General features: G+C 75.4%; 22 protein-coding genes. 11 read left to right on the forward strand and 11 right to left on the reverse strand.

Annotated features, from left to right (window positions below; translation table 11 throughout):
- Window positions 1–4 precede the first annotated feature (4 nt).
- Window positions 5–1,603 (forward strand): NAD(P)/FAD-dependent oxidoreductase, encoded by a 1,599-nt coding sequence (locus HC251_RS05490; protein WP_219944302.1) that lies wholly within the window; start codon window positions 5–7, stop codon window positions 1,601–1,603.
- Between the two features lie 90 nt (window positions 1,604–1,693).
- Window positions 1,694–2,458, forward strand: a complete 765-nt coding sequence (locus HC251_RS05495; RefSeq protein WP_219944303.1) for a hypothetical protein — start codon at window positions 1,694–1,696, stop codon at window positions 2,456–2,458.
- A gap of 15 nt (window positions 2,459–2,473) precedes the next feature.
- Here HC251_RS05495 and HC251_RS05500 read toward each other — a convergent pair whose 3' ends face one another.
- Genes HC251_RS05500 through HC251_RS05510 form a run of 3 tightly spaced genes read right to left on the reverse strand, consistent with a single transcriptional unit; the run spans window position 2,474 to window position 4,551 of the window.
- Window positions 2,474–3,178, reverse strand: a complete 705-nt coding sequence (locus HC251_RS05500; RefSeq protein ID WP_219944304.1) for an FAD-binding oxidoreductase — start codon at window positions 3,176–3,178, stop codon at window positions 2,474–2,476.
- A gap of 1 nt (window position 3,179) precedes the next feature.
- Window positions 3,180–3,791 carry a molybdopterin-dependent oxidoreductase gene (locus HC251_RS05505; protein ID WP_219944305.1) on the reverse strand — a complete coding sequence of 204 codons (612 nt, stop codon included), beginning with the start codon at window positions 3,789–3,791 and terminating at the stop codon, window positions 3,180–3,182.
- A 22-nt stretch (window positions 3,792–3,813) separates the two neighbouring features.
- Complete coding sequence (locus HC251_RS05510) at window positions 3,814–4,551, reverse strand: hypothetical protein (RefSeq protein WP_219944306.1); 738 nt, start codon at window positions 4,549–4,551, stop codon at window positions 3,814–3,816.
- Between the two features lie 179 nt (window positions 4,552–4,730).
- Between HC251_RS05510 and HC251_RS05515 the strand changes: the two genes are divergently transcribed.
- Complete coding sequence (locus tag HC251_RS05515) at window positions 4,731–5,309, forward strand: methylated-DNA--[protein]-cysteine S-methyltransferase (RefSeq protein WP_219944307.1); 579 nt, start codon at window positions 4,731–4,733, stop codon at window positions 5,307–5,309.
- A 7-nt stretch (window positions 5,310–5,316) separates the two neighbouring features.
- The gene (locus HC251_RS05520; protein ID WP_219944308.1) at window positions 5,317–6,459 is read left to right on the forward strand and encodes an FAD-dependent oxidoreductase; all 1,143 of its coding nucleotides are present in this window, start codon (window positions 5,317–5,319) and stop codon (window positions 6,457–6,459) included.
- A 223-nt stretch (window positions 6,460–6,682) separates the two neighbouring features.
- On the opposite strand, the gene HC251_RS05525 is transcribed toward HC251_RS05520, so the two are convergent.
- Window positions 6,683–7,663, reverse strand: a complete 981-nt coding sequence (locus tag HC251_RS05525; protein ID WP_219944309.1) for an aldo/keto reductase — start codon at window positions 7,661–7,663, stop codon at window positions 6,683–6,685.
- A gap of 62 nt (window positions 7,664–7,725) precedes the next feature.
- The gene (locus tag HC251_RS05530) at window positions 7,726–8,535 is read right to left on the reverse strand and encodes an aldo/keto reductase (protein WP_219944310.1); all 810 of its coding nucleotides are present in this window, start codon (window positions 8,533–8,535) and stop codon (window positions 7,726–7,728) included.
- Between the two features lie 91 nt (window positions 8,536–8,626).
- Between HC251_RS05530 and HC251_RS05535 the strand changes: the two genes are divergently transcribed.
- Window positions 8,627–9,247, forward strand: coding sequence for a YdeI family protein (locus tag HC251_RS05535; protein WP_219944311.1), 621 nt, complete (start codon window positions 8,627–8,629; stop codon window positions 9,245–9,247).
- 76 nt (window positions 9,248–9,323) lie between these two features.
- Here HC251_RS05535 and HC251_RS25930 read toward each other — a convergent pair whose 3' ends face one another.
- Together HC251_RS25930 and HC251_RS05545 are read right to left on the reverse strand one after the other, a co-directional pair.
- Complete coding sequence (locus HC251_RS25930; RefSeq protein WP_219944312.1) at window positions 9,324–12,878, reverse strand: AfsR/SARP family transcriptional regulator; 3,555 nt, start codon at window positions 12,876–12,878, stop codon at window positions 9,324–9,326.
- A gap of 89 nt (window positions 12,879–12,967) precedes the next feature.
- A complete protein-coding gene (locus HC251_RS05545) occupies window positions 12,968–13,738 on the reverse strand; it encodes an MBL fold metallo-hydrolase (RefSeq protein WP_219944313.1) in 771 nt (256 codons plus the stop codon).
- A 211-nt stretch (window positions 13,739–13,949) separates the two neighbouring features.
- Here HC251_RS05545 and HC251_RS05550 point away from each other — a divergent pair, with 211 nt between their 5' ends.
- The 4 genes from HC251_RS05550 to HC251_RS05565 are packed head-to-tail and all read left to right on the forward strand — an operon-like array spanning window position 13,950 to window position 17,734.
- Complete coding sequence (locus HC251_RS05550; protein ID WP_219944314.1) at window positions 13,950–15,002, forward strand: sulfate ABC transporter substrate-binding protein; 1,053 nt, start codon at window positions 13,950–13,952, stop codon at window positions 15,000–15,002.
- A 33-nt stretch (window positions 15,003–15,035) separates the two neighbouring features.
- Entirely contained in the window at window positions 15,036–15,884 is an 849-nt protein-coding gene (gene cysT, locus HC251_RS05555) for a sulfate ABC transporter permease subunit CysT (protein ID WP_219944315.1), read from the forward strand.
- Window positions 15,877–16,719 (forward strand): sulfate ABC transporter permease subunit, encoded by an 843-nt coding sequence (locus tag HC251_RS05560; protein ID WP_219944316.1) that lies wholly within the window; start codon window positions 15,877–15,879, stop codon window positions 16,717–16,719. Before cysT ends, HC251_RS05560 begins: the two co-directional genes overlap by 8 nt.
- A 4-nt stretch (window positions 16,720–16,723) precedes the next feature.
- Window positions 16,724–17,734, forward strand: a complete 1,011-nt coding sequence (locus tag HC251_RS05565; RefSeq protein WP_219944317.1) for a sulfate/molybdate ABC transporter ATP-binding protein — start codon at window positions 16,724–16,726, stop codon at window positions 17,732–17,734.
- Window positions 17,735–17,852: 118 nt separating this feature from the next.
- Here the strand turns inward: HC251_RS05565 and HC251_RS05570 are convergent, their stop codons facing one another.
- The 4 genes from HC251_RS05570 to HC251_RS05585 form a co-directional block, all read right to left on the reverse strand.
- On the reverse strand, window positions 17,853–18,866 hold the full coding sequence (locus tag HC251_RS05570; protein ID WP_219944318.1) for a putative zinc-binding metallopeptidase: 1,014 nt from the start codon (window positions 18,864–18,866) through the stop codon (window positions 17,853–17,855).
- Window positions 18,867–18,896: 30 nt separating this feature from the next.
- Entirely contained in the window at window positions 18,897–19,775 is an 879-nt protein-coding gene (locus HC251_RS05575) for a transglutaminase family protein (RefSeq protein WP_219944319.1), read from the reverse strand.
- A gap of 36 nt (window positions 19,776–19,811) precedes the next feature.
- Complete coding sequence (locus HC251_RS05580; RefSeq protein WP_219944320.1) at window positions 19,812–22,430, reverse strand: circularly permuted type 2 ATP-grasp protein; 2,619 nt, start codon at window positions 22,428–22,430, stop codon at window positions 19,812–19,814.
- Window positions 22,431–22,525: 95 nt separating this feature from the next.
- The gene (locus tag HC251_RS05585; RefSeq protein WP_219944321.1) at window positions 22,526–23,191 is read right to left on the reverse strand and encodes a metal-dependent transcriptional regulator; all 666 of its coding nucleotides are present in this window, start codon (window positions 23,189–23,191) and stop codon (window positions 22,526–22,528) included.
- A gap of 116 nt (window positions 23,192–23,307) precedes the next feature.
- On the opposite strand from HC251_RS05585, the gene HC251_RS05590 reads away from it, so the two are divergent.
- Complete coding sequence (locus HC251_RS05590; protein ID WP_219944322.1) at window positions 23,308–23,703, forward strand: plastocyanin/azurin family copper-binding protein; 396 nt, start codon at window positions 23,308–23,310, stop codon at window positions 23,701–23,703.
- A 283-nt stretch (window positions 23,704–23,986) separates the two neighbouring features.
- Window positions 23,987–25,009, forward strand: coding sequence for a LacI family DNA-binding transcriptional regulator (locus HC251_RS05595; RefSeq protein WP_219944323.1), 1,023 nt, complete (start codon window positions 23,987–23,989; stop codon window positions 25,007–25,009).
- Window positions 25,010–25,019: the final 10 nt, after the last annotated feature.

The raw sequence follows: 25,019 nt of genomic DNA on the forward strand, positions 1-25,019 counted from the left end.
TGGGATGGCTCGCGCACGCACGCTCGACATGGTGGTGGTGGGGGCCGGGTTCGCCGGGCTGTACATGGTCCACCGGGCGCGGGGCCTGGGCCTCGACGTCCAGGGCATCGAGGCCGCCGACGGCGTCGGGGGCACGTGGTGGTGGAACCGCTACCCGGGCGCCCGCTGCGACGTCGAGAGCCTCGAGTACTCCTTCTCGTTCGACGACGACCTCCAGCAGGAGTGGGAGTGGACCGAGCGCTACGCCACCCAGCCCGAGATCCTCCGCTACCTCGAGCACGTCGCCGACCGCTTCGACCTCCGACGGTCGTTCCGGTTCGGGACCCGGGTCACGGCGGCGGAGTGGTCCGACGCCACCCAGCGGTGGACGGTGACGACCGATGCCGGCGACGCCTACGAGGCCCGCTTCGTCGTGATGGCGACCGGGTGCCTGTCGGTCCCGATCGAGCCGGACCTGCCCGGCCTGGACTCGTTCGAGGGACGGACCCTCTACACGAGCCGTTGGCCGCACGAGGAGCCGGACCTCACCGGGGCGCGGGTCGGGGTCGTCGGCACCGGGTCGTCGGCCGTCCAGTCGATCCCGCTCATCGCCGAGCGGGCCGCCGCCGTCACCGTCTTCCAGCGCACGCCGTCCTACGCGGTGCCCGCCCACAACCGGCCCCTCGACCCCGAGGAGCAGGCGGCGATCAAGGCCCGCTACGCCGAGCTGCGGGCCGCCAACCGGGAGATGTCGATCGGCGCCGGCTCCCGGGTGCCCCGCGTCGACGCCTCGGCGCTCGAGGTCGACGAGCAGGTGCGCCAGCAGCGGTACGAGGAGGCGTGGGAGTGGGGCGGGCTGCCGTTCCTCGGCGCGTTCAACGACCTGCTGCTCGACCCGGCGGCCAACGAGACCGCGGCCGAGTTCGTCCGGGCCAAGATCCGCGAGCAGGTGGCCGACCCGGAGGTCGCCGAGCGGCTGACGCCGCGCCAGGTGATCGGGTGCAAGCGGCTGTGCGTCGACTCCGGCTACTACGCCACCTTCGACCAGCCCCACGTCCGCCTGGTCGACGTGGGCGCCACCCCCATCGAGGAGATCACGCCCTCCGGCGTGCGCGTCGACGGCGAGGAGATCGAGCTCGACGTGCTCGTGCTGGCCACCGGCTTCGACGCCATGACCGGGGCCCTCGACCGCATCGACGTCCGGGGCCGCGACGGCGCCCGCCTGCGCGACGCCTGGGCCGAGGGGCCGCGGACCTACCTCGGCCTCGCCGTGCACGGGTTCCCCAACCTGTTCACCGTGACCGGGCCGGGCAGCCCGTCGGTCCTCACCAACATGGTCGTGTCGATCGAGCACCACGTGGACTGGATCGCCGACGCGGTGGCGCACCTCGACGCGACGGGGTGCCGCACCATCGAGGCCGAGGCCCACGCCCAAGACGAGTGGGTCACCTACGTCAACGACGTCGCCTCGTTCACCCTGTTCCCGACGTGCGGGTCGTGGTACCTGGGTGCCAACGTCCCCGGCAAGCCCCGGGTGTTCATGCCCCTGCCTGGGTTCCCGGGCTACGCCCAGCAGGTCGAGGACATCACCCGTAGCGGCTACCGGGGCTTCGCCCTCGCCTGATCGATCCCCGCCGACCCACCCGGGAACGGGGTCGGATCCCACCCGTCTGGGCGTGACCTCAGGCCCGGAGCCGTCGTACCGTCGCCCGCCGTGACGACGATCGTGGTGGGTGAGCAGGCGACGACCGAGGTGGGGCAGCCGTTCCGCGCTCGCCTGCGCACCGAGGGCGAGCGCGTGGTGCGCGTCGCCGGCGGCGGGCTGGTGGGGGGTCTCGTGTCCGGCCTGCTGGTGGCCGGGGTCGGGGGGCGCATCGCCATGCGCATCGTCGCCCTCCAGACGCCCGCCGGCTACCAGGGCCTCACCACCGACGACGGCGCCACCACGGGCGAGATCACCCTGCTCGGCAGCCTCGGGCTCATCGTCTTCCTGGCCCTCGTCGGCGGCATGGGTGGTCTGGTGTACGCCGCGGTGCGGACGGCGCTCCCCGAGCGGCGGCGACCGCTGGCGTGGGGCCTGCTGACCGGCCTGGTCGTCGGCTCGATGGTGGTCCACGCCGACGGCGTCGACTACGCCGTGCTGGGGTCGCGGTGGGTCAGCGTGGGCATGTTCGCCGGCGTCTCGGCCGGGTACGGCGCCCTCGCCGCCCACCTCTCCGAGCGACTGCTGCGACCCGAGGGCTGGGCCCGCCGCACCACGCCCGTCCGGGCCGGGCTGCCCTTCGCCGCCATGCTGCCCGGGCTGGTGGTGGTGCCGATCGCCGGCGGTCTGGTCGCGCTGGCGGTCGCCCGGACCGTCCGACCGCTGCGCCGCCTCGCCGCCGCCCCGATCGTCCTCGTGGCGGTCCGCCTCGGGCTCGTGGTCGGGGCCGGGTTCGCCCTGGTGGACCTCGCCCGCACCGTCTCCGACCTGGCCTGACCGACGGAAGGCGTCTCAGGTCGTGGGGCCGAAGCGCTCGACGGTGATCGTGTGGGCGTCGACGCCGAGGCCGACGAGGAGACGGCCGGCGGCCTCGCAGAAGCCGCTGCTCCCGCAGATGAAGGTGCGCTGTCCGGGCGCCACCGAGGGGGCCAGGTCGTCGGCCGCGAGCCGACCGGCGGGGCGACCGTCGGGTCCGGCGGCCCGGCTGTAGGCGATGGTGACCTCGGGCCCCGGGAGCTCGGCGGCGTAGAGCAGGTCGGCGGGCGTGCGGGCGGCGGCGACGAGGCGCACGAGGTCGGTGCGCCGCTCGGCCCGGGCCAGCCGCAGCATGCTCATCACCGGCACGACGCCGGACCCGCCCCCGACGAGGAGGGCGGGACCGTCCGACGGGTCCCACGCGAACCGGGTCCCGATCGGACCCCGCAGCTCGAGCTCGTCACCGGGCTCGGCGACGTCGTGGAGGAACGTCGAGACCTCGCCCTCCTCGAGCCGCTCGACGGTGAGGTCGATGGTGGGCTCACCGGTCGGCGGCGAGGCGACCGAGTAGGAGCGGGCCGCCGAGTACCCGTCGGGCGCCGTCAGCCGGAGGACGACGTGCTGGCCGGCCCGGTGCCCCAACGGTTCGGGCAGCCGGAGGGTGAACGTCTTGGCCCGGGCCGTCTCGACGTGGACCGCCTCCACGGTGCCGGTGAACCAGGGCGACCGGTCCGGCGCCACGTCAGTCGCCGTGGTAGCGCTGCTCGCGCCAGGGGTCGCCCCGATCGTGGTAGCCGCCGTCCTCCCAGTAGCCCCGCTGGTCGTGGTCGAGGACCTCGATCCGCGACACCCACTTGGCGCTCTTCCAGAAGTAGAGGTGGGGGACGAGCAGCCGGGCGGGGCCGCCGTGGATGGGCTCGAGCGGCGCACCGTCGACCTCGAACGCCAGCCACGCCTGGCCGTCGGTGACGTCGGCGAGGGGCAGGTTGGTCGTGTAGCCGGTGTGGCTGTGGACCAGGACGTGGGTGGCGCCCGGCCGCACGCCGCCGGCCTGCTCGAGCAGGAGGTCGACCGAGACGCCGACCCAGGTCATGTCGAGCTTGGACCAGGTGGTCACGCAGTGGATGGCGCCCGAGTACGTCGAGCGGGGGAGGGCCTGGGCCTCGTCCCACGTCCAGGTGCGGGGGGTGGCGACCAGCCCGTCGACGGCGAAGCTCCACGCCTCCGGGGGCAGGTCGGGCACCAGCTCGACGTGCAGGACCGGCCAGTCGTCGCCGGCGTCGTACTGCCCGGGGGGGAGGCGGGGGTCGCGCTCGGGTCGAGGGCGACCGGTGAAGCCACGGGTGACGGCCATCGGCCCAGCCTCCCACGCCACCTCATGCGGCGGCGTCGGCGGTCCTGCTGACGACCATGCCGATGCTCACGGCGAGGAGCCAGATCGGCATCGTCAGCCCGACGAAGCCGGGCAGCGACGTCGCCAGCGCCATGAGGACCGGTGGGAGCAGGAGCAGCACGCTCACCACGCCCATCCACCGGGGGAGCAGGCGCGGCGAGCGGAAGGCCAGGGCGGCCACGGCGATGGCCGACGCCGCCGCCCCCCACCAGCCGAGGAGCGACCCGAAGTCGAGGATGATGTGGTTGACGTAGAGGCCCTGGTCGTTGGGACCGGTGGCGGCTTCGGCTCCCCCCTCGAGGTACAGGCCCATCGAGCCGGCGATGCAGGAGAAGATCACGTTGACCGTGGCGGTCACGGCGAGACCCTGGCCGACCAGGCGGGCGGCGAGGGACCGGGGGGCCCGGGCCTCGGCCCAGCGCCGCCACCCGGCCGCGGCGACGAGGAGGCACCCGACCGAGATCAGGCCCAGGACGAAGGCGATCCTGTAGTTGGTGGCCTCCAGCTGCTGGATGACCTCCGGGCCGGCTGAGTAGTCCTCCTCGTCGAGCTGCGGGATCGACAAGATCGACGCCGCCAAGCCCGTCACGGCGCCGACCACGCCGAAGAGCGGCCAGCGCCTGCCGCCCGTCGGGGCCGGGCCGGCGGCGGGCGCGGCGTGCGGGACGGTCCGGGCGTCGACGCCGGGTCGGGGCGGGGGGCTCGAGAACGTGATGCTCATGGCGGGGCTCCTCTTGGGTCTGGCGAACGGGACGAGCATCCGACGGCGGCCATGGGGGCGGCTTGGACCGGGCATGAGCCGGGACGGGGGCCGGGTCCAGGCCCTGGTCAGAGGGCGCGTGGCGTCACCCGGGGGACGGAGCGGTGTGGCCCCCGGCGCGGGCTGCGAGGATCCCCGGCGTGGACCGTCCCGGCTTCACCCTCCTGCCCACCGCCATCGGGACCTGCGGGATCGCCTGGCGGGACCGGGTCATCGTCGCCGTGGCCCTCCCCGAGGCGGACGACGACGCCACCGAGCGTCGGATCCGACGCTCGGTCCCCGGCGTCGAGAGGGCCACCCCGCCCGCCGCCGTGCGGGACGTGCTCGACCGGGTCGGGGCGCTGCTCGAGGGCCGGCCGGTCGACCTGGCCGACGTCGCCGTCGAGGTGCACCACGAGACGGACTTCGGCCGGCGCGTGCACGAGGTCGTCCGGGCCATCCCGCCGGGCCAGACCCTGACCTACGGCGAGGTCGCCGCCCGGGTCGGCGAGCCCGGCGCCGCCCAGGCCGTCGGTCGGGCCATGGGGTCCAACCCGGTGCCGATCATCGTCCCCTGCCACCGGGTGGTCGGGGCGGGCGGTCGGCCCGTCGGGTTCTCGGCGCCGGGTGGGGTGGCGACCAAGCAGCGCATCCTGCGCATCGAGGGGGCGGCGGCCGGCGGCCAGCCCAGCCTGTTCGAGCCCGCGCCCGGCGAGCCCACGACGGGACTCGGGCGGTGACGATCCGATGAGCGTCGACGTCGTCGTCGTGGGCGGCGGGGTCATGGGCGCGGCCACCGCCTGGGAGGTCGCCCGGCGCGGGACCTCCGTGCTGCTCGTCGAGCAGCACGCCCCCGGGCACCAGCGCGGCAGCTCGCACGGGGCGTCGCGCATCTTCCGCCACGCCTACGCCCAGGTCGGCTACGTCGAGCTGGCCCGCCGGGCCCTCGCCGGGTGGCGCGAGCTGGAGGCCGAGACGGGGCGGGAGCTGCTGACCCTCACCGGCGCCGTCGACCACGGCGACCCGGTCGCGGTCACCGCCCTGCAGACCGCCCTGGGCGAGGCCGCGGTGCCGTGCGAGGTGCTGACCCCGTCGGAGGCGTCGGCCCGCTGGCCCGGCCTTCGCTTCGACACGACGGTGCTGTTCCACCCCGCCGCCGGCCGGCTCCACGCCGATGCCGCCGTCCGGGCCCTGCACGGGGCGGCCGGGCGGCGCGGGGCCGAGGTGCGCCTCGGCACGGCCGTCACCTCCGTCACCGAGGTCGGCGGCGACGGCGGCGGCGTGCGGGTGCGGCTGGCGTCGGGCGAGGAGGTCACCGCCGGCGCGGCGGTCGTCGCCGCCGGCCCGTGGGCGTCCCGGCTGCTGGGCGGGGTCGGCGGGCTGCCCGCCCTGCGGGTCACGGTCGAGCAGCCGGCCCACTTCCAGCCGACGGACGACGCGGCGGCGTGGCCCAGCTTCATCCACCACCCCGGAGCCCTGCTGACGATGGCGCGGGCCGCCCACGGGGTGTACGGGCTGGCCGACGCCGAGGGGGTGAAGGTGGGCTTCCACGGCGTCGGCCCCGAGATCGACCCGGACCGCGCCGAGCGCCCCATCGACGCCGCCGCCCTCGACGACCTCCGGCGCTACGCCGAGACGTGGCTGCCGGGCGTGATGTCGACCCGCGCCGTCCCCCTGACCTGCCTCTACACGACGACCCCCGACCACGATCCCGTCATCGACCGGTCGGGCGCCGTCACCGTGCTGGCCGGGTTCAGCGGCCACGGCTTCAAGTTCGGTCCCGCCGTCGCCGCCCTGGCCGCAGACCTCATCCTCGACGGCGTCGCCCCCGACCCCACCTTCGCCCTCGGCCCCCGCACCCCGAGATCCGAGGAGGGCATGCCGCGGTAGGGCGACGGGGAGGCTGATGGCGTCGGATCCGCTCGCCACCCGCCGTACGTGACCGCAGCACCGTTCTGACACCGCTGCCGGACACCTCTGTCGCCTGGCGCGAACAGAACGGCGTCCGAGGCGGCCATCGCCGTTCTGACACCGCTACCGGCCAGGCGTGTCGCCAGGCGCGAACAGAACGGCGGTCGAGGGACCCCCAGCCCGCCCGAGCGTGGCAGACCTCTCAGCCGTGCTGCCAGATGCGCTGCTTGAGGCTGCGGGTGCCGTCGAGGGCGACGGCGTCGAGGCGGGCGACCTCGTCAGCGGTGAGCGACCAGCCCAGGGCGCCGGCGTTCTGGGTGGCCTGGTCGGCGTTCTTGGCGCCCGGGATGGGGATGGTGCCCTTCTCGACCAGCCAGCGCAGGGCGACCTGGGCCGGCGTCCGGTCGTGGGGCTCGCCGATGGCGCGGAGCACGGCCACCACCTCGTCGACCTGCTCCATGGGGTGGGTCGAGAAGGTCCGTCGACCCGGGGGAGGGGAGGCGGCGGAGTACTTGCCCGTGAGCCGGCCCTGGCCGATCGGTGAGTAGGCGAGGATCCGGACCCCCAGACGGTCGCACGTGCCGAGGAGGCCGCCGGTCTCGGGGCGGCGACGCAGGAGCGACATCTCGACCTGGTTCGACGCCAGCGGCACCCCGTGCGAGGCCAGGGCGGCGTGGACCTTCTCGACCTCGCCGGCGGAGTAGTTCGACATCCCCACGGCCCGGGTCAGGCCCTCGTCGACCACGGCGGCCAGGGCCTCGGCGATGGCGCCCTTGGAGCGGAGGCTGACCGGGCCGTGGATCTGGTAGAGGTCGACCCGCTCCACGCCGAGCCGCTCGATCGAGGCCAGCAGGGCCGACCGCAGCGCCGAGCGGACGTTCAGCTTCTGCGGCAGCGGCATGAACTTGGTGGCCAGCACCACCCGGTCGCGGTCGGTCGGGCGGGCGGCGAGGAGCCGCCCGATGATGCGCTCGCTCTCGCCCCCGCCGTAGACCTCGGCGGTGTCGATCAGGGCCACGCCGGCGGCGAGGGTGGCGTCCCAGGCCTCGACGATGCGGTCCTCGGTGAGGTCGGCGTCGTAGCCGCCCATGCCCCACACGGCGCGGTCGCCCCACGCCCAGGTGCCCAGGCCCAGCGGCGCGAGCGGCTCGTCGATCCCCGCCAGCGTCGTCTCGTCGGCCATGGCCGCACAGTACGGCCCGCCGACCGCGCCGGACCGAGCCCGGCGCGGCGCGAGGGCGCCGATCAGCGGGTGACCAGCGAGGCGATCCGGGCTCGGACGTCGGGGTCGAGCGGGGGGAGGGCACCGGCGGCGGCGTTCTCCTCGGCCCGGTCGGGCTTGGACGTGGCCGGGATGGCGGCGGCGACGGCCGGGTGCGACAGGCCCCAGGCCAGCAGGGCCTGGCTCCAGGTCGCGATGCCGGTCGCGGCCAGGGCGGCGAGCTCGGGGGCCGGGGGCGGGTCGCGCAGCAGGGCGGCGTTGGCGAAGGGCCGCATCACCAGCACGCCGAGGCCCATCTCTGCGGCCCGGGGCAGGATCCGCTCCTCCACGTCGCGCTCGACGGGGTTGTACGGCACCTGGACGACGTCGACGCGCCCGGTCGCCATGCACTCCTCCAGGTCCGCGAACCCGGAGACCTGCCAGTGGGTCGCCCCCACGAAGGCGACCTCACCCCGCTCCCGCCGGGCCTCGACCTGGTCGAGCCGGGTCCGCCAGGCGACCATGTTGTGGACCTGCATGAGGTCGACCCGGCCCCCGTAGAAGCGGGCCGAGGCGTCCATCTGGGCCTCGGCGTCGCCGTCGTCGGGCGTCCAGACCTTGGTGGCGACCACCGCCTGGTCCCGGCGACCCTCCAGGGCCCGCCCCAACGTCGCCTCGGAGCGGCCGTACATGGGTGAGGAGTCGAACAGGGTCGTGCCGTGGGCCATGGCCCGGGCGACCACGGCGTCGACCAGGTCCTGGTCGTCGGTGTCGAACGTCTGCGACGTGCCCATGCCCACGACGGGGACCAGCGGGCTGGCGGGGTCGCGGGGGACGAGGCGGCGCTGCTCCACCCACCGATCCTGCCCGACGCGGCCGACGGTCGCGCCCGGGCGGACGGCCCGACGCGTGCGCACCCCCGTGCCGATGGGGCATCGTGCCGCCGTGGACCCGACCGAGCTTCCACCCGACCAGGTCACGGTGCTGTCCGAGACGATCGACGGGCTCCCCGCCATCGTGGCCCCCACCGCGGCGGCGTGGCGGGCCTGGCTCGATGCCCACGCCGCGACCGAGCCGGGGGTGTGGCTGGTGATGGGCCGGGCCGACAGCGCCACGCCCCTCGTCTCCTACGACGACGCGGTGTGCCAGGCACTCTGCGTCGGCTGGATCGACAGCGTCGTGCGCCGGCGCGACGACGAGACCCGGTACCAGAGGTACACCCCGCGCAACCCCCGCAGCGCCTGGGCCCGCTCCAACCGGGAGCGGGTGGCCCGGCTCACCGCCGCCGGGCTCATGGCCCCCGCCGGCCAGGCCCTCGTCGACCAGGCCAAGGCGAGCGGCACCTGGGACCTCCTGGCCGAGGTCGAGGACGGGATCGTCCCGGCCGACGTCCAGGCCGCGCTCGATGAGCTGCCGGCGGCGGCGGAGCACTTCGCCGCCTTCCCCCCGAGCGCCCGGCTGCAGATCCTGACCTGGATCCTCACCGCCAAGCGGCCCGAGACCCGCGCGCGGCGCATCGTCACCACCGTGGCCAAGGCGGCGAAGGGCGAGCGCGCCGTGGGGTGAGGCGCGCAGCCGGCGCGGTGATCGGGCCGGTCGCTCGACGGCGCACGGCCGCGACGTGCCAGGCACGTCGCGGCCTCTAGCCGTCGTCCGGCTCCTGGGTCGGGTCGAGGGCCAGGCGGATCCCCAGGTCGGCCCGCACCCGGCGGGCCCGGCCGAGGTCGGCTGCGGCCTGCTCGGCGTCGCCGGGGCCGTCGCGCCGTCGGAGCAGGCGGGCCCGATCGGCGCGGGCGCGCCCCTCCCACGGGGTGAACCCGGCGGCGGTCGCCCGGTCCACGGCCGAGGTCAGGGCGGACACGGCCCCGTCGACGTCGCCCACGACCTCCCGCACCAGACCCCGAACCCGGTCGAGGGGGCCGAGGGCGCCGGAGCCCATCCCGGTGATGGCCATGCGCCCCTCGAGCGGACCGAGGGCTTCGGCGAGGGCGGCGCACGCCACCGCATCGGCCCCGCCGGCGGCGGACTCGGCCACGAGGTAGGTGGTCACGTACCAGAGCGACGTGTCGCCCCGCGACGCCCACGCACCGGCGGTGAAGAGCGGCCCGTAGGCCTCGGCCGCACCGGCGTGGTCGCCCTGGGCGGCGCGGGCCGCGCTCAGGGCGGCGCGCCAGGCCTGGATGCGGGGGAACTCGGCCACCCGCTCGACCGCGATCGGGGCCAGGTCGGCGAGCGTGCCCCGCTCGCGGGCCAGGTTCACCTGCTGGGCCGACCACATCAGCACGGCGTTGGTGCCGTGGGCGTCGGCCCCCACGCCGAGCGCCTCGTTCGACAGCGCCTCGCCGGCGTCCAGGTCGCCGCGCAGGAGGGCGAAGGTGGCGTCGAGGAAGAGGAGGTAGGCGCGGTAGCCGGGGCGGTCGTGGTCGGCGACGAGGGCGCGGAGCCGCTCCAGCGCCGCCCTCGCCTCGGGCACCCGGTCCGCCTCGACCAGGCCGGTCACGTCGAGCACGAGCGACATGACCTCCATCTCCCGCCACCCCCGGGCGGCCTCGTCCATCTGCGGACCCAGGCGCAGCCGCTCGTCGAGCCCGTCGGGGCCGGCGACGGCGATGCGGCGGGCGAGCAGGGCGAGGGCGCGGAGGTGGTCCTGGCCGGGCTGGGCCTCGGCCCGGGCCAGGGCCTCGGCGGCCATGTCCGCCTGCCGCTCGGGGTCGGTGCCGTCCCGGGCGATCGACAGCCACCCCAGGAGGGCGGCCCGGTCCTGCTCGTGGCCCGGGGGGAGGGCGGCGAGGGCCTCCTCGAGCAGGGCGATGAGGTCCTCGTCGACGGCCCCGTAGGCGAGGCCCACGCCGCCCTCCATCAGGGCCTGCTCCTGGGCGGCCCGGGCGAGGAGGACGGGGTCGCCGGCCCGGCGGGCGACCGCGACGGCCTCCCGGATGGCCTCCTCCCCCCGCTCGCGCCGGGCCAGGTGGCGGGCGACGCGGGCGGCGAGGGTGAGGGCCTCGGCCCGCAGGCGGGTCTCCGCCGCCGGCTCGACGTCGAGGGCGGCCAGGGCCCGGCCGACCCAGCGGTCGGCCTCGTTGTCGGCGAGGACGGCGACGGCCTCCTCGGCGGCGTCGAGGGCGGCGCGGGCCCGCCGGGCCAGCGGGACGAGGCGGCCGGCGGCCAGCAGGTGCTCGGCCACGGCCCCGGCGGGTGCGGTGCCGGCCGCCTCGAGGACGTCGGCGACCCGCCGGTGCAGGTGCGCCTCCCGGTTGCGGGTCGTGCGGGCCACCAACGCCTGGCGCACGAGGGCGTGGGGGAACGTCACCCAGCCGAGGTCCTCGTCCTCGGCCAGGAGCCCACCGGCCACGGCGGCGTCGACGACGTCGAGGAGGGCGTCGGGATCGGTGCGGGTCACGGTCCCGAGGAGGGCCAGGTCGATGCGTTGGCCGATGATCGCGGCCGCCGTCAGCACCGCCGCCGCCTCCGGCTCGAGGTCGGCGAGGCGCCCGTCGAGGACGTCGCGCACGCTGGTGGGCAGGGCGCGGGCGTCGCTGCCGGTCAGGTCGCCGCCGTGGTCGGCCAGGGCCTCCAGGAAGAACGGGTTGCCCCCGGTGCGGTCGCGCAGGGCGGCGGCGGTGGCGGGATCGACGGTGACGCCCCGGCCGCCGAGCAGCTCGCCGACCTCGGAGGGGGCCAGGCCCGGGAGGACGACCTCGGTGAGGCGGTCGGCCCGCCGTTGGCCGGCGACGAAGGCGTCGAGCTCGGGGGTGGCGCGGCCCGCGGGGCGGCGCACCGTGGCCAGGACCAGCAGCCGGCCGCCGCGCCCGTCGGCGAGCAGGTGGTCGAGGAGGGACAAGGTGGCGGTGTCGGCCCACTGGGCGTCGTCGACGACGAGCAGGATGGCGGCGCCGGCCGAGACCTCGGTCCCCAGCTCGGACAGGGCGTCGTAGAGGGCGAGCAGGTCGCTGCGGCGGGCCTCGTCGGCCGCCTCCGGGGAGGCCTCGGGCAGCAGGCGCCCGAGGGCGGGACGGGCCGCGACCATCGCCTGCGTGGCCTCGCGGCCCATTGCCTCGGTGGCCGTGCGCAGGGCCTCGACCACGGGCTGGTAGGGCGCCAGCGACTCGGGGGTGCAGCGGCCCCAGAGCACCTGGCCGCCCTCGGCGTGCACCCGGAGGGCCATCTCCTGGGCCAGCCGGGTCTTCCCCGCGCCGGGCTCGGCGGCCACGAGGGCGAGGTGGCGGCTCCCCTCGACCGCCGCCGACCAGGCCCCGCCCAGCCGGGCCAGCTCCTCGTGGCGGCCGACGAACCGGCTCAGGGCCCGGCGGCCCTCGACCGCCGGGGGGAGCGGAAGCAGGCCCTCGGGCACCGAGACCGGAGCGTCGCCCCCGCCGGGCCGGACGCTGACGGGGGTGGGCCCGTCGGCGACCGGGACGTGGTCGAGCTCCGGGGCCTGGTCGAGCACCTGGCCGGCCAGGCGGGCCAGGTCGGGGCTCGGGTCCAGCCCCAGCTCGTCGGCCAGGTGGGCCCGGGCCCGGTCGTAGGCCCGGAGGGCCTCGGCCTGGCGGCCGCTGCGGTACAGGGCCAGGACGAGCTGGGCGGTGAGCCGCTCGCGCAGGGGGTGGGCGGTGGCCTCGGCCTCGAGGTCGCCCACGATCACGGCGTGGCGACCGGCCTGGAGCTGGAGGTCGAAGCGGGCCTCGGTGGCGGCCAGGCGCAGCTCCTCGAGCCGCACCGCCGGCCCCCGGGCCCACGGCTCGTCGGCCAGGTCGCCCAGGGCCGGGCCCCGCCACAGGCCCAGGGCGGCGTCGAGGGCGGCGAGGCGGGAGGCCGGCGGCCCCGACGCCGAGCCCTCGGCCACGAGGCGCTCGAAGCGGACGGCGGTGAGCTCGGCCCCGGCCGGGTCGATGCGGTAGCCGTCGCCCACCCGCTCCACCACCACCGAGGCGTCGTGGTCGAGGGTCCGGCGCAGGTTGGACACGTAGCTCTGCAGGGTGTTGGTTGCGCTGCGGGGCGGTTCGCCGTCCCACAGGTCGTCGATCACCCGCTCGGCGCCGACCACCTCGCCGCCGGCGATCGCCAGCCGGGCCAGCACGCTGCGCTGGCGCCGGCCGCCGACGGCGTGCTCGCCGTCGTCCGACCAGGCGCGCAGCGGCCCCAGGACCGAGATCTCCAGGTTCGGGGTGCGGTCGGACGCGATGGTGTGGCCTCGCACGGTGTCGGCACGAGCGGCTCGGGAGGCTACTGGCGGTCGCGCCGGAGATCGGGCACCGGGCGGGGGAGGACCGGCGCCGTCGCAGGGGCTCAGACCCCTCCCGGCCGGTCGGGGGCGGGCTCGGGCAGCCCGGCCAGGTCGATGAGCATGTCGAGGGCCCGGCCCACGTCGCCCCGCCGGATCAGCGGACCCCGGGCCGAGGCGATGGTCCGGGGGCCGTGGACGGCGACGCGGCTGACGGCCGCCCGCCACCGCGCCGGGTCGACGTCGGCGATCCACGGGCTCAGGCGGAGGTGGTACCGGGCCAGGCCGTCCTCCCACACGTCGCGGTCGAGCACCGACACCTCCTCGACGTCGTGGGGGACGGGGGTGCCGAAGCACACCGACGACCAGAAGACCCCGGTGGCGGCGTCGAGCAGACCGAGCGTCGCCGGGGAGTCGTAGGCCGGCGGGCGCAGGACGCACAGCTCCCGCCCGCCGCCCGGGACGACGTCGCCCTCGGCCACCCACCGCACCCGGGTCCGGGCCACCCCCGGGGCCCGGGCGGCCAGCCGCTCGGCCATGGCCCACGAGGCGACCACCGTCGCGTCCGGGCAGCGGGCGAGGACGTCGGGCAGGGCGCCGCAGTGGGCGGGGTCGTCGTGGCTCAGGACCACCCAGCGGACCTCGCGGGGGTCGACGACGGCCTCCACCTGCGCCCACCAGGCGTCCCGGTCCCGACCGTCGCCGGTGTCGACGAGGACGGGGTCGGCCCCCGTCACCACCAGGGAGCTCAGGGGGAGGGCCGCCGCCTCGGCGTCGACCGAGGACCGGACGAGCCAGACGTCGGGGGCGACCGGCAGCGTGCGGGGGTGGGTCATGCGGGCTCCGATGGGTGCGACGCCCGGGCTCTCCGGGGTGTTGTCACCATCCTCCGGAGCGGTTGGACGGCGGGTGGAGGGCGCTTGAGGGGCGCCGGACCGCATCCCCACCAAGTTGACCGGGATCATCTGCATGCCTAATGTGACCCGAACCGACCGGAAAGGCCTGGTTGGTTGGAGGCGCCCCCGGGCGCAGGAGGAACCGGTCCCGATGACCACCCGCACGAGGAGCCGACGCCGTGCCGCGCTGGCGATCGCCATCGCCGGCCTGATGGTCGTCACGGCCTGCGGGGGCGACGACGACGACGCCTCCGGGGGCGGGGGCGGGGGCGGCGGTCAGACCCTCAACATCGTCGGCTTCGCCGTCCCCGAGGAGGCCAACCTCGCCATCTTCGAGAAGTTCACCGAGACGCCCGAGGGCGAGGGGGCCCGGGTCGAGGGCTCCTACGGTGCGTCGGGCGACCAGAGCCGGGCCGTCGAGGGCGGTCTGGAGGCGGACTACGTCCACTTCTCGATCGAGCCCGACGTGACCCGCCTGGTCGACGCCGGGCTCGTGGCCGAGGACTGGAAGGACAACGAGACCGACGGGATCGTCTCCGACTCGGTCGTGGTCTTCGTCGTCCCCGAGGGCAACCCCGACGGCATCGAGGACTGGGACGACCTCCTGCAGGACGGCGTCGAGATCATCACCCCGAACCCCGGGTCGTCGGGGGCGGCGAAGTGGAACATCCTCGCCGCCTACGGCCAGGTGATCGCCGACGGCGGCACCGAGGCCGAGGCCGAGGAGTACCTCACCGGCTTCTTCGAGAACGTCGCCGCCCTGCCCGGGAGCGGGCGGGACGCCACCACCGCCTTCAAGGACGGCACCGGCAACGTCCTCATCTCCTACGAGAACGAGGCCATCCTCGCCCGCCAGAGCGGCGAGGCCTTCGACTACATCGTCCCCGACACGACCCTGCTCATCGAGAACCCGGGTGCCGTCCTGGAGGAGGCCGACGAGATCGCCCAGCCGTGGCTCGACTTCGTGCTCAGCGAGGAGGGCCAGCTCGAGTTCGTGGAGAAGGGCTTCCGCCCGGTGATCGACGGGCTCGAGATCCCCGAGGTCGAGGGGGCCAACGACCCGTCGAACCCGTTCCCCGAGCCCGAGACGCTGATCACCGTCGGCGAGGCCTTCGGTGGGTGGTCCGAGGCCACCGCCCGGTTCTTCGACGAGGAGGAGGGCATCGTCCCCCGCATCCAGCAGGAGACGGGGAGGACCGAGTGAGCCCGCCGGTCCCGTCGCCCCGGCGGGTCTGACGTGGCCACGACGGTCGCGGGCCTGGGCGGCCGATCGGCGCGCACGCGCCGGTCGGCCGCATCCGGCGGCATCGGCCTCGCCTCGGGCGTCGGCCTCGGCACCGCCCTGCTCTGGTTGAGCCTCCTGGTGCTCCTCCCGCTCTCGGCGGTGGTGGCCCGGGCCACCACCGGCGGGTGGGACGGGTTCCGGGAGACGTTGTCGAACCCGAACACGGCCGCCGCCCTGCGGCTGACGATCGGCATGGCTGCGCTGGTCACCGTCGTGAGCTCGGTCATGGGCACGCTCATCGCATGGGTCCTGGTGCGCGACCACTTCTGGGGCAAGCGGGTGCTCGAGGTGCTGATCGACCTGCCCTTCGCCCTGCCGACGATCGTCGCCGGGCTGGTGCTGCTCCAGCTCTACGGGCCCAAGGGGCCGACGCCGGTGGACGTCACGGGCACGCGGGCCTCGGTCTTCCTGGCCTTCCTGTTCGTGACGCTGCCGTTCGTCGTGCGCACCGTGCAGCCGGTGCTGCTGGAGATCGACCGCGAGGTCGAGGAGGCGGCCGCCTCGCTCGGGGCCAGCCGCGCCACCACCTTCCGGCGGGTGATCCTGCCCAGCCTGACCCCGGCGATCGCCTCGGGAGCCGCGCTCTCGTTCGCCCGGGCGATCAGCGAGTACGGCTCGCTGGTGCTCCTGTCGGGGAACCTGCCGCTGCGGACCGAGGTCACCTCCGTCCGGATCCTCACCTACATCGAGGGGGGCCGGAACGCCGACGCCGCCGTGGTCGCCACCGTCCTGCTGGCCGTGGCCCTCGTCGTCATCGTGCTGCTCGACGTGATCCAGAGGCGGGTGAGCCGCCGTGGCTGACGCCCCCCGCCCGAAGGTCCGCCGGCGCGGTCCGCTGACCTACATCTTCCGCGCCATCGTCATCGGCTACCTGTTCCTCCTGGTGGCGTGGCCCGTCTCGCTGGTCGCCAAGCAGACCTTCGCCGACGGCCTCGGCACCCTCTCGAGCGCCTTCGGCGACGAGGAGGTCACCGCCGCCCTCGGTCTGACCGTGCGGGTCGCGCTGGTGTCGGTCCTGATCAACCTGGTGTTCGGCCTGGGGATCTCCATCCTGCTGGTCCGCCACCGGTTCCCGGGACGCCGGCTGCTCAGCGCCCTGGTCGACGTCCCGCTGTCGGTGTCGCCGGTCGTCGTCGGGCTGTCGCTCGTGCTCGTCTACGGCGGTCGCGACGGATGGTTCGGCCCGGCGCTCGAGGACGCCGGCTTCCAGATCATCTTCGCCACCCCGGGGATCATCATGGCCACCACGTTCGTGGCCCTCCCGCTGGTGATCCGCGAGGTCGTGCCCGTGCTGGAGGAGATCGGCATCGACCAGGAGCAGGCGGCCCGGAGCCTCGGGGCCAACGCCGTCCAGACGTTCCGCCGCATCACCCTCCCCGCCATCAGGTGGGCGGTCGTCTACGGCGTCGTCCTCAGCCTGGCCCGGTCGCTGGGGGAGTTCGGCGCCGTCAAGGTCGTCGCCGGCAACGTCGGCGGCAAGACCCGCACCGCGACCCTCGCGGTGGAGCACGAGTACCAGCAGTTCGGCGCCGAGAACCTGGCCTCGGCCTACGCCATCGCCTTCCTCCTGGCGGCGGTCGCCGTGGTCTGCATCGCCGTGGTGTCGTTCCTGCGACCCGAGTCCGAGGAGAGGTGAGGCCATGAGCATCGAGGTCCGTGGCGTCGAGAAGCGGTTCGGGGACTTCGTCGCCCTCTCCGGCATCGACGTCAGCATCCCCACCGGGCAGCTGACCGCCCTGCTGGGCCCCAGCGGCGGGGGCAAGTCCACCCTGCTGCGGATCATCGCCGGGCTGGAGGACGCCGACGCCGGCACCATCGAGATCGAGGGGGTCGAGTCGACCCACCTGCCCCCGCAGAAGCGCAACGTCGGCTTCGTGTTCCAGCACTACGCCGCCTTCAAGCACCTCACCGTGGCCCGCAACGTGGCCTTCGGGCTCGAGATCCGCAAGCGGCCCAAGGCCGAGGTCAGGGCCAAGGTCCAGGAGCTGCTCGAGCTTGTGCACCTGGAGCAGTTCGCCGATCGCCTGCCCGGGCAGCTCTCCGGCGGCCAGCGACAGCGCATGGCCCTGGCCCGGGCCCTGGCCGTCGAGCCGACCGTGCTGCTCCTCGACGAGCCCTTCGGCGCCCTGGACGCCAAGGTCCGCAAGGAGCTGCGCGAGTGGCTGCGACGCCTGCACGACGAGGTCCACGTCACGACCGTCTTCGTCACCCACGACCAGGAGGAGGCGCTGGAGGTCGCCGACGAGATCGTCGTCATCAACGACGGGCGCATCGAGCAGATCGGCCCGCCCGACGCCCTCTACGACGCACCGGCCAACGACTTCGTCATGCGGTTCCTGGGCCCCGTCACCCAGCTCGGCGACCACCTCGTCCGGCCCCACGACCTGGCCCTCTCGGCGTCGGGCCCCGGCGGGTCGGCGCCGGGCGCCGTCGTCCCCGGCACCGTCCAGCGCATCACCCGGGTCGGGTTCGAGGTGCGCATCGACGTCGCCACCGACGACCAGGTCGTCCTCGTCACCATGACCCGCACCGAGCTGGCCGGCCTGGGCCTGGCCGTGGGCGACCGCGCCTGGGTCCGCATCGTCGACGGTGCCCCCACCGTCCGCGCCGTCGGCCGCCCGCCGGACGAGCCCGTCCTCGCCGCCCTCTGACCGCCGACCGGTGCCAGGCACCGGTCGGCGGTCCCGCGGCGATGACCACGGAAGGTGCCTGGCACCATCCGTGCGATGGCCACGGAAGGTGCCTGGCACCATCCGTGCGAGGCTCCGGTCAGGTCGCGCCGCGGACGAGGTCGTGGACGTAGGCCAGCTTCTCGATGACCGGGGGCGTGAGGGCGAACGGGTAGAGGTCGGCGTGGCCCATCGACCGGTTCACGGCGTTGAGGGCCGTCGCCAGGGCGGTCCAGTCCCGGGCGACGGACCAGAAGCTCTCGTCGTCGACGTCACCCGACGGCGCGACCGCCCCGACGGCGGTGCCCTCGTCGGGTCCGGCGAGCGACATCCCGAAGGCGCCGGCGGTGTCGAGCGTGTCGCGGATGTGGAGGTAGTGGGCGAAGGTCTCGGCCCAGTCCTCCCACGGGTGCATGGTGGCGTAGGCACTGACCCAGCGCTCCTGCCAGCCGACCGGGGCGCCGACGGCGTAGTGGCGGTCGAGGGCGTCCTGGTAGCTCGCCCGCTCGTCGCCGAACAGGGCCCGGAACCCCTCGTGGCGCCCGGCCCGGGCGATGAGGACCCCCCAGAAGTAGTGCCCGACCTCGTGGCGGAGGTGGCCGAGGACGGTGCGGTACGGCTCGTCGAGCTGGGCGCGGAGCATCTCCCGGTGGGCGTCGTCGCTCTCGGCCAGGTCGATGGTGATCACCCCGTCGGCGTGGCCGATCGTCACCGGCTCGAACCGGGTCGACAGGAGGTCGAAGGCGAGCCCCGCCTCCGGATCGGCGGCCCGGTCGACGATCGGGAGGCCGATCCGGCGGAGCTGGACGACGAGCCGCCGCTTCGCCTGCTCGATCACCACGAGGTGGGCGTGGTCGCGCGGGTCGTCGTCGCCGGGGACCGTGCGGGTGAGCCGGCACGACTCGCACCGGGGACCGTCGTCGGGCCGGATCACCCACGTGCAGCCGAGCGACGGGTGCTCGGCGCACCGCACCCAGCCGTCACCGTCGGGGCCGTCGAGGACGAGGACGTCGTCGAGCGGAAGGGCGAAGCCGAGCGGCGCCGCGCACCGCGGGCACACCCCGTCGCCGATGTCCAGCAGTCCCCCGCACCGGGAGCACTCGTAGGGCCTCACCTTCTCGTCACCCGCTCGCCCCCGCGCCGCTCACAGGCGCACCACGTCGACGGCGACCTCCATGGAGTGGGTCCGGCCCTCGGTGAAGATGATGCCCTCGACAGGCGGGACGTCGCCGTAGTCGCGGCCCCACGCCGTGGTGATGTGGCGGTCGCCGGCGAGGACGTCGTTGGTCGGGTCGATGCCGACCCACCCGTCGCCGGGCAGGTGCACGGCCAGCCAGGCGTGGGTGGCGTCGGCGCCCTCGAGGCGGGGACGACCCGGGGGCGGGTCGGTCTCCAGGTACCCGCTCACGTACCGGGCGGCCAGGCCCTGGGCCCGCACGCAGGCGATGGCCAGGTGGGCGAAGTCCTGGCACACGCCCCCGCGGGCGGCGAGGGCCTCGTCGACGGTCGTGCCCACGTCGGTGGCGCTGGGGTCGTAGGCGAAGTCGGTGTGGATCCGGTGCGCCAGGTCCACGACGGCGTCGAGCAGCGGACGGCCGGGCCGGAACGACGGCGCCGCGTAGTCCCGCACTGCGGGGCTGAGGCCGACCCGGGGCGAGGCCAGCGCCATCTCCCGCGCCTCGAGGCCGACGGGGTCGGTGGAGCGGCGGATCTCGTCGCGGGCCACCTCCCACGGCATGTCGGCCGTCAGCGTCGGCGCCGGCGGGCCGGTGACCTCGACGGTGCTCGTCGCCTCGACCGTGAGCCGCAGGTGCGGGGCGAGGATCGAGAAGGCGATGCACCGGTTGCCGTGGAAGTCGGTGCGGGTGCGCCGGTCGTCGGGCACGGGCCAGAACGACACCGTGGCGTCCTGCGGCTCCTGGCCGGGGGCGGCGCGGGGGAGGAGGTGGGTCTGGCCGTAGCTGGCGGTGACCTCCTCCTGGTAGCGGTACTCGGTCCGGTGGGTGACCCGGTAGACGCTCATCGCCTCATCGCCTCATCGCCTCATCGCCTCATCGCCTCATCGCCTGGCCGCCGCCGGGACGAGCGGGCGCTGGGGGAGGATCGGGGTGAAGTGGGCCGCGCTGATGGCGTCGGCCGTCTGCCGGAACCCGGTGACCTGGCCGTCGAGGAACGCGGCCAGCCCGGGCCGCAGGCGGCCGTCGGCGGCGTCGGTGGTGGCGAGGGCGCGGGTGTCGGCCACGCGCACGGCCGTCGCCGTCTGGAGGACGAGGCGGCCGGCGGGCGACAGCCGACCGTCGCCGTCGCGGTCGGGCAGCGCGTCGACGGCGGCTCCCAGCAGGTCGACCTGGTGGGCGAGCGAGCGGGGGTTGCCGGGGTCGAGGACGAGGAGGTCGAGGAGCGTCTCGAGCTGGCCGTGCGACCGGTAGCGCCGCCGGTAGGTGATGATGCTCTCGGTCGCGCTCAGCACCGACTCGAGCACGAGGCTGTCGGTCGCCGTGTCGCGGGCCGTGGTCACCGTCGCCCGCAGGAGCAGCGCCACGCCGACCCCGCGCTCGAGCCGGCGGCCGGCCTCCATGAAGTGCCACCCCGGGTCCCGCACCATGCTCTCGGCGGTCAGGCCCGAGAGGGCCATCAGCGCCTGGAGCGCCCGGCTGAGCGTGGCCCGGCCGACGCCGCGGGGGTAGGTCCGGGCCGCCGGGCCGAGCAGCTCGTGGTCGAGGGCGGTGAGGAGCGGCCAGGTGTCGCTCGAGAGCTGGTCCCGCACCGTCTGGGCGGCGTCGATGAGACGCCGGGCGGCGTAGGCCAGCGACCCGGGGCGGTCGGCGTCGACGACGAGCGACCGGAGCTCGGCCCCCGACTCGGCCGCCGACGGCAGCTCGCCGGGCGCGGGGCCGGGGTCGGCGTACCCCGGGGCGCCGCCCGTGACCGCCGAGAGGGCGTGGAGGAGCACGGCGAGCGAGGCCCTTCCGGCGGGGTTCGTCCCGTGCTCGAAGTCGTTGCGCCGGTCGCCCACGACCCGCAGCAGGCGGATGAGCGTCTCGGCCCGCTCGGCGTAGCGGCCGAGCCAGAAGAGGTTCTCCGCCGCCCGCGACGACATCGACCCCTCGGGCGCGACCGCTTCGACCGCCGGCCCGGCCTGGAGCCAGAAGCCCGTGAGCCGCTCGGGCTCGGACGCCAGCACCCACGTGTCCTTGGCCGTCAGGGCCGAGTGGGCGGTCACCCGCGCCCGCTGGGCGGGCAGCACCCGCGTCAGCCCGCCGGGCATCACCGCGTAGGAGTCACCCCGGGCGACGGTGAAGGTGCGCAGGACGCTCGCCCGGGCCTCCAGCCCGCGGTCGGTGAGCGTCGGGGTCGACCCCAGCTCGACCCGCTCGGTGCCGGTCCACCGGCGGGGCTCGGCGGCGATGCGCGTCGCCAGGGCCTCCCTCTCCGCGCTGCTCAGGAGGGCGCCCTCGATCGGGGCGGGGACGCGACCGTCGGGCTGCCGGCCGACCTGGCGGAGCACCAGCCGGTCCAGGTGGGCCAGGACGTGGGACAGCCCGGTGTCGTCGCCGCACCACCACGCCTGGGCCGACCGCAGCTCCAGGTCGTGGCCGAGGAGGGCGGCGGCCACGGAGGGGAGGAAGGGCACCAGGCCGGGGTTCTCGAGCACCCCCGAGCCGAGCGGGTTGACGACCGCCACGGTGCCCCGGCGGCAGGCGTCGACGAGGCCGGGCACGCCGAGCTGGGAGTCGGGCCGGAGCTCCACCGGGTCGCAGAACTCGGGGTCGAGGCGCCGGAGGATCACGTGCACCGGCTCGTGGCGGCCCAGCGACCGCAGCCACACCCGTCCCCGCCGGACGGTGAGGTCGGCCCCCTCGACGAGCGTGTAGCCGAGGTGGCGGGCGAGGAGGGCGTGCTCGAAGGCGGCGCCCGCCAGCGGACCGGGGGAGAGCACGACGATGCGCGGGTCGTCGACGTCGGCCGGCGCCGCGGCCACGAGCGCGGTGCGGAGCGTCCGGAAGAACGGGGCCAGCCGGTGGACCTCGCTGTCGCGGTAGAGGCTGGGGAAGACCCGCGACGTCACCTCCCGGTTCTGGAGGGCGTAACCGGCGCCCGCCGGGGCCTGGGCCCGGTGCGTGAGGACGAGGTGGCGGCCGTCGGGGTCGCGCGCCAGGTCGAACCCGGCGGTGACCAGCTGGACGGGCCCGTCGAGGGCGATGCCGTCGCAGGGGCGCAGGAAGGCGGGGTCGGAGAGCACCAGCTCGGCGGGCACCAGGCCCTGGCGCAGCAGCTGGCGCGGTCCGTACAGGTCGGCGAGGACGAGGTTCAGCAGCTCGGTGCGCTCGACGACGCCCCGCTCGATGGCGCTCCACTCGTCGCTCGTCAGCAGGGCCGGGACGGGGTCGAGGGGCCAACGCCGGGCCGGTCCGACCCGCGGTCCGTCCGAGCCCGTCGTCGGGGCTCCGTCGGTGGGTCCGGCGGCGTTGAAGGTGACGCCGTCCTCGTCGAGCAGCCGGTCGGACTCGCGGCGGCGCTCCCGCAGCTCGGGGAGGCCGAGCTCGTCGAGCGTCGCCGCCACCCGCGACCACGGGCCGCGGACCTCCCCGCTCGGGGTGCGCAGGGCGTCGTAGCCCGGCGGGCGTCCCTCGGCGGCGGGAGGGAGCACGGAGGAGGGGGTGGGCGTGGCCGTCATGGGATGGGCCTCGACCGTGACCGCCGAGGTCGAGCCCGCGGAGGGTAGCCCCGCACCGGTGTCGCCGATGTTGCCGGTCCGTGAACGGCGGCCCGTCAGGTGGTGACGAGGATGCGAGCGCTGGCGAAGGCGCCGATGCCCACGTGGGCGCCGCCGACCTCGACGGTGGTGGTGCCGTCGGGGGAGGTCGCGGTGATGACGCCGGCCCGGCCCGGGAGGATGTCGGCCGACTCCAGGAACTCGAGCATGCCGGGGGCGAACTCGAGCTCCTCGGGGATGCGGTTCACGACGAACGCCGACCCGACCTCGAGCTCACCGAGGGGTGAGGACACCGGAGCGGTGTAGTCGGCGCCGGGGATGGGGTTGCCGTGCGGGCACGTCGTCGGCGCACCGAGGAGCTTGTCCATCGCCTCCTCGACGTTCTGGGAGATGACGTGCTCCCACTTGCCCGCCTCCTTGTGGGCCTCGGCCCACGAGAGCTTGAGGACGTCGGTCAGGAACCGCTCGGCCAGGCGGTGGCGGCGCACGACCGACTCGGCCAGGCGCAGGCCGTCGCCGGTGAGGCTGATGCGCCCGTCGACCGCGACCAGCCCCTCGCCCTCGAGCTTGCGGATCATCTCCGACACCGCCGGCCGGGACACCTCGAGGCGCTCGGCGATGCGGGCCTGGATGACGTCGACGTCGTCCTCGTTGAGCTCGTAGATCGCCTCGCAGTACTCCTCGAACGCCGGGTGGTACTCGGGGGTGCGATACGGGGCCACGGCCCGAGCCTACCGGCCGACCCCTCGGCCCGGGTGGGGAGCCTCGGCCCGCCCCGGAGCGACCGGCGGTGCTCCGAGGTGCCCGGTCCCCGGCCCGGTCGGTACGGTCGGCCACCGTGCCACGTCGTCGGTCCCTCCCCGGTCTCCTGCTGGTCCTCGCCCTCGTCGGCGGTCTCGTCGGCTGCGGTGACGACGCCCCGTCGGCCGCACCCGACGACTGCACCCGGGTGGAGGACGGGGCGCACACGCTCGTCGCCGAGAACCTCCGGTGGGACACCGACTGCCTGCGGGTGCCGGTGGGCACGACGATCACCTTCACCGTCGAGAACCGCGACCGCTCGGTGGGCCACAACCTGGCCATCGAGGGCCCGTCGGGCGCGGCCAAGACCGACGTCGAGGCCGGGCCCACCACCCAGACCCTGGAGTTCGAGGCCACCGAGGTCGGCCCCCACGCCTTCGAGTGCGAGCCCCACGCCTCGACCATGAAGGGCACCCTCTGGGTCGAGTCGTAGGCGCGCCGGCGCCCCGACCAGGGTCGAAGGACCCTGGCGGCGCCGGGCGGCGGGTGCGACGGTGCCCGTGATGCGCCCCACCGCCCGCCCCGAGCCCGGGGCACCCTCCTCGCCGAGGGCCCGGGCGGGGTGCAGGTCTCGGTCACGGGTCGGTCACGGTCCGGTGAGACCGTTGACACCTCCAGGTCACCTCCGTATGGTGCACGTCACACCGTGGAACCGCTTCCACGCTGGGGCGCCCGTCCGAGGGGAGGGCGCGTCGACCCGAGAGGAGCCCGTGCCCGTGGCCACCATCGCCGATGTCGCAGCCCGGGCGGGCGTGGGAGCGGGGACGGTGTCGCGGGTGCTCAACGGCAGCCCCAAGGTCTCCGAGGCCACCCGGGCCCGGGTGCTCGACACCATCGCCGAGCTGGGGTACCGGCCCAACCCGCTGGCCCAGGGCCTGTCGCGGGGCCGGTGCCGCACCCTCGGCGTCGTCGTCCCCTACTTCACGACCCCGTCGCCGATCGAGCGCCTGCGCGGCGTCGCCGCCGCCCTCGACGGGGCCCAGCACGACCTCGTCATCTTCAACGTCGAGACCGAGGCCCACCGCGACGACTTCCTCGGCACGCTCACGCGCCGGGACCGGGCCGACGGCCTCCTCCTCATGTCGTTCCCGCCGCCCCCCGCCGACCTGGCCCGCATCGTCGCCGCCGGCGTGCCGGTCGTGCTCGTCGACGCCGTCGGCGAGGGGGTCTCGTCGGTCGTGGTCGACGACGTCGCCGGCGGTCGCCTGGCGACCCAGCACCTCCTCGACCGGGGCCACGAGCGCATCGCCTTCATCGGCGGCGACCAGGACGAGCCGCTCGGCTTCACCGCCGCCGACGACCGCGAGCTCGGGTTCCGCCAGACCATGGCCGACGCCGGCGTCCCCGTCGACGAGGCTCTGGTCCGGTACGGAACCCACGCCCGAGAGGTGGCGGTCGCCATCGCCAAGGACCTGCTCAGACTCCCCGACCCGCCCACCGCCATCTTCGCCACCGCCGACGTCCAGGCGCTCGGCGTGCTCGAGGCGGCCCGATCGCTCGGCGTCCGGGTGCCCGAGGACCTGTCGGTCATCGGCTTCGACGACATCGAGCTGGCCGGCTACGTCGGCCTCACCACCGTCCACCAACCCCTCTTCGAGAGCGGTCGGGTCGCCACCCGCCTGCTCCTCGAGGTGCTCAGCGGCGATGCCGCACCCACCGCCCACGTCCACGAGCTCCCGCTCGAGGTCGTGGTGCGTTCCACCACCGGTCCCCGTTCCGCTGGCGCGGGACCGGCCTGACCCCAACCCA

It is taken from the genome of Iamia sp. SCSIO 61187 (assembly GCF_019443745.1).
GTDB lineage: Bacteria > Actinomycetota > Acidimicrobiia > Acidimicrobiales > Iamiaceae > Iamia.

Coding starts and splice junctions, on each gene's coding strand:
- HC251_RS05490 (WP_219944302.1), top strand. CDS start 5: ATGGCTCGCGCACGCACGCTCGACATGGTGGTGGTGGGGGCCGGGTTC.
- HC251_RS05505 (WP_219944305.1), bottom strand. CDS start 3,791: ATGGCCGTCACCCGTGGCTTCACCGGTCGCCCTCGACCCGAGCGCGAC.
- HC251_RS05510 (WP_219944306.1), bottom strand. CDS start 4,551: ATGAGCATCACGTTCTCGAGCCCCCCGCCCCGACCCGGCGTCGACGCC.
- HC251_RS05520 (WP_219944308.1), top strand. CDS start 5,317: ATGAGCGTCGACGTCGTCGTCGTGGGCGGCGGGGTCATGGGCGCGGCC.
- HC251_RS05525 (WP_219944309.1), bottom strand. CDS start 7,663: ATGGCCGACGAGACGACGCTGGCGGGGATCGACGAGCCGCTCGCGCCG.
- HC251_RS05545 (WP_219944313.1), bottom strand. CDS start 13,738: ATGACCCACCCCCGCACGCTGCCGGTCGCCCCCGACGTCTGGCTCGTC.
- HC251_RS05550 (WP_219944314.1), top strand. CDS start 13,950: ATGACCACCCGCACGAGGAGCCGACGCCGTGCCGCGCTGGCGATCGCC.
- HC251_RS05565 (WP_219944317.1), top strand. CDS start 16,724: ATGAGCATCGAGGTCCGTGGCGTCGAGAAGCGGTTCGGGGACTTCGTC.
- HC251_RS05575 (WP_219944319.1), bottom strand. CDS start 19,775: ATGAGCGTCTACCGGGTCACCCACCGGACCGAGTACCGCTACCAGGAG.
- HC251_RS05580 (WP_219944320.1), bottom strand. CDS start 22,430: ATGACGGCCACGCCCACCCCCTCCTCCGTGCTCCCTCCCGCCGCCGAG.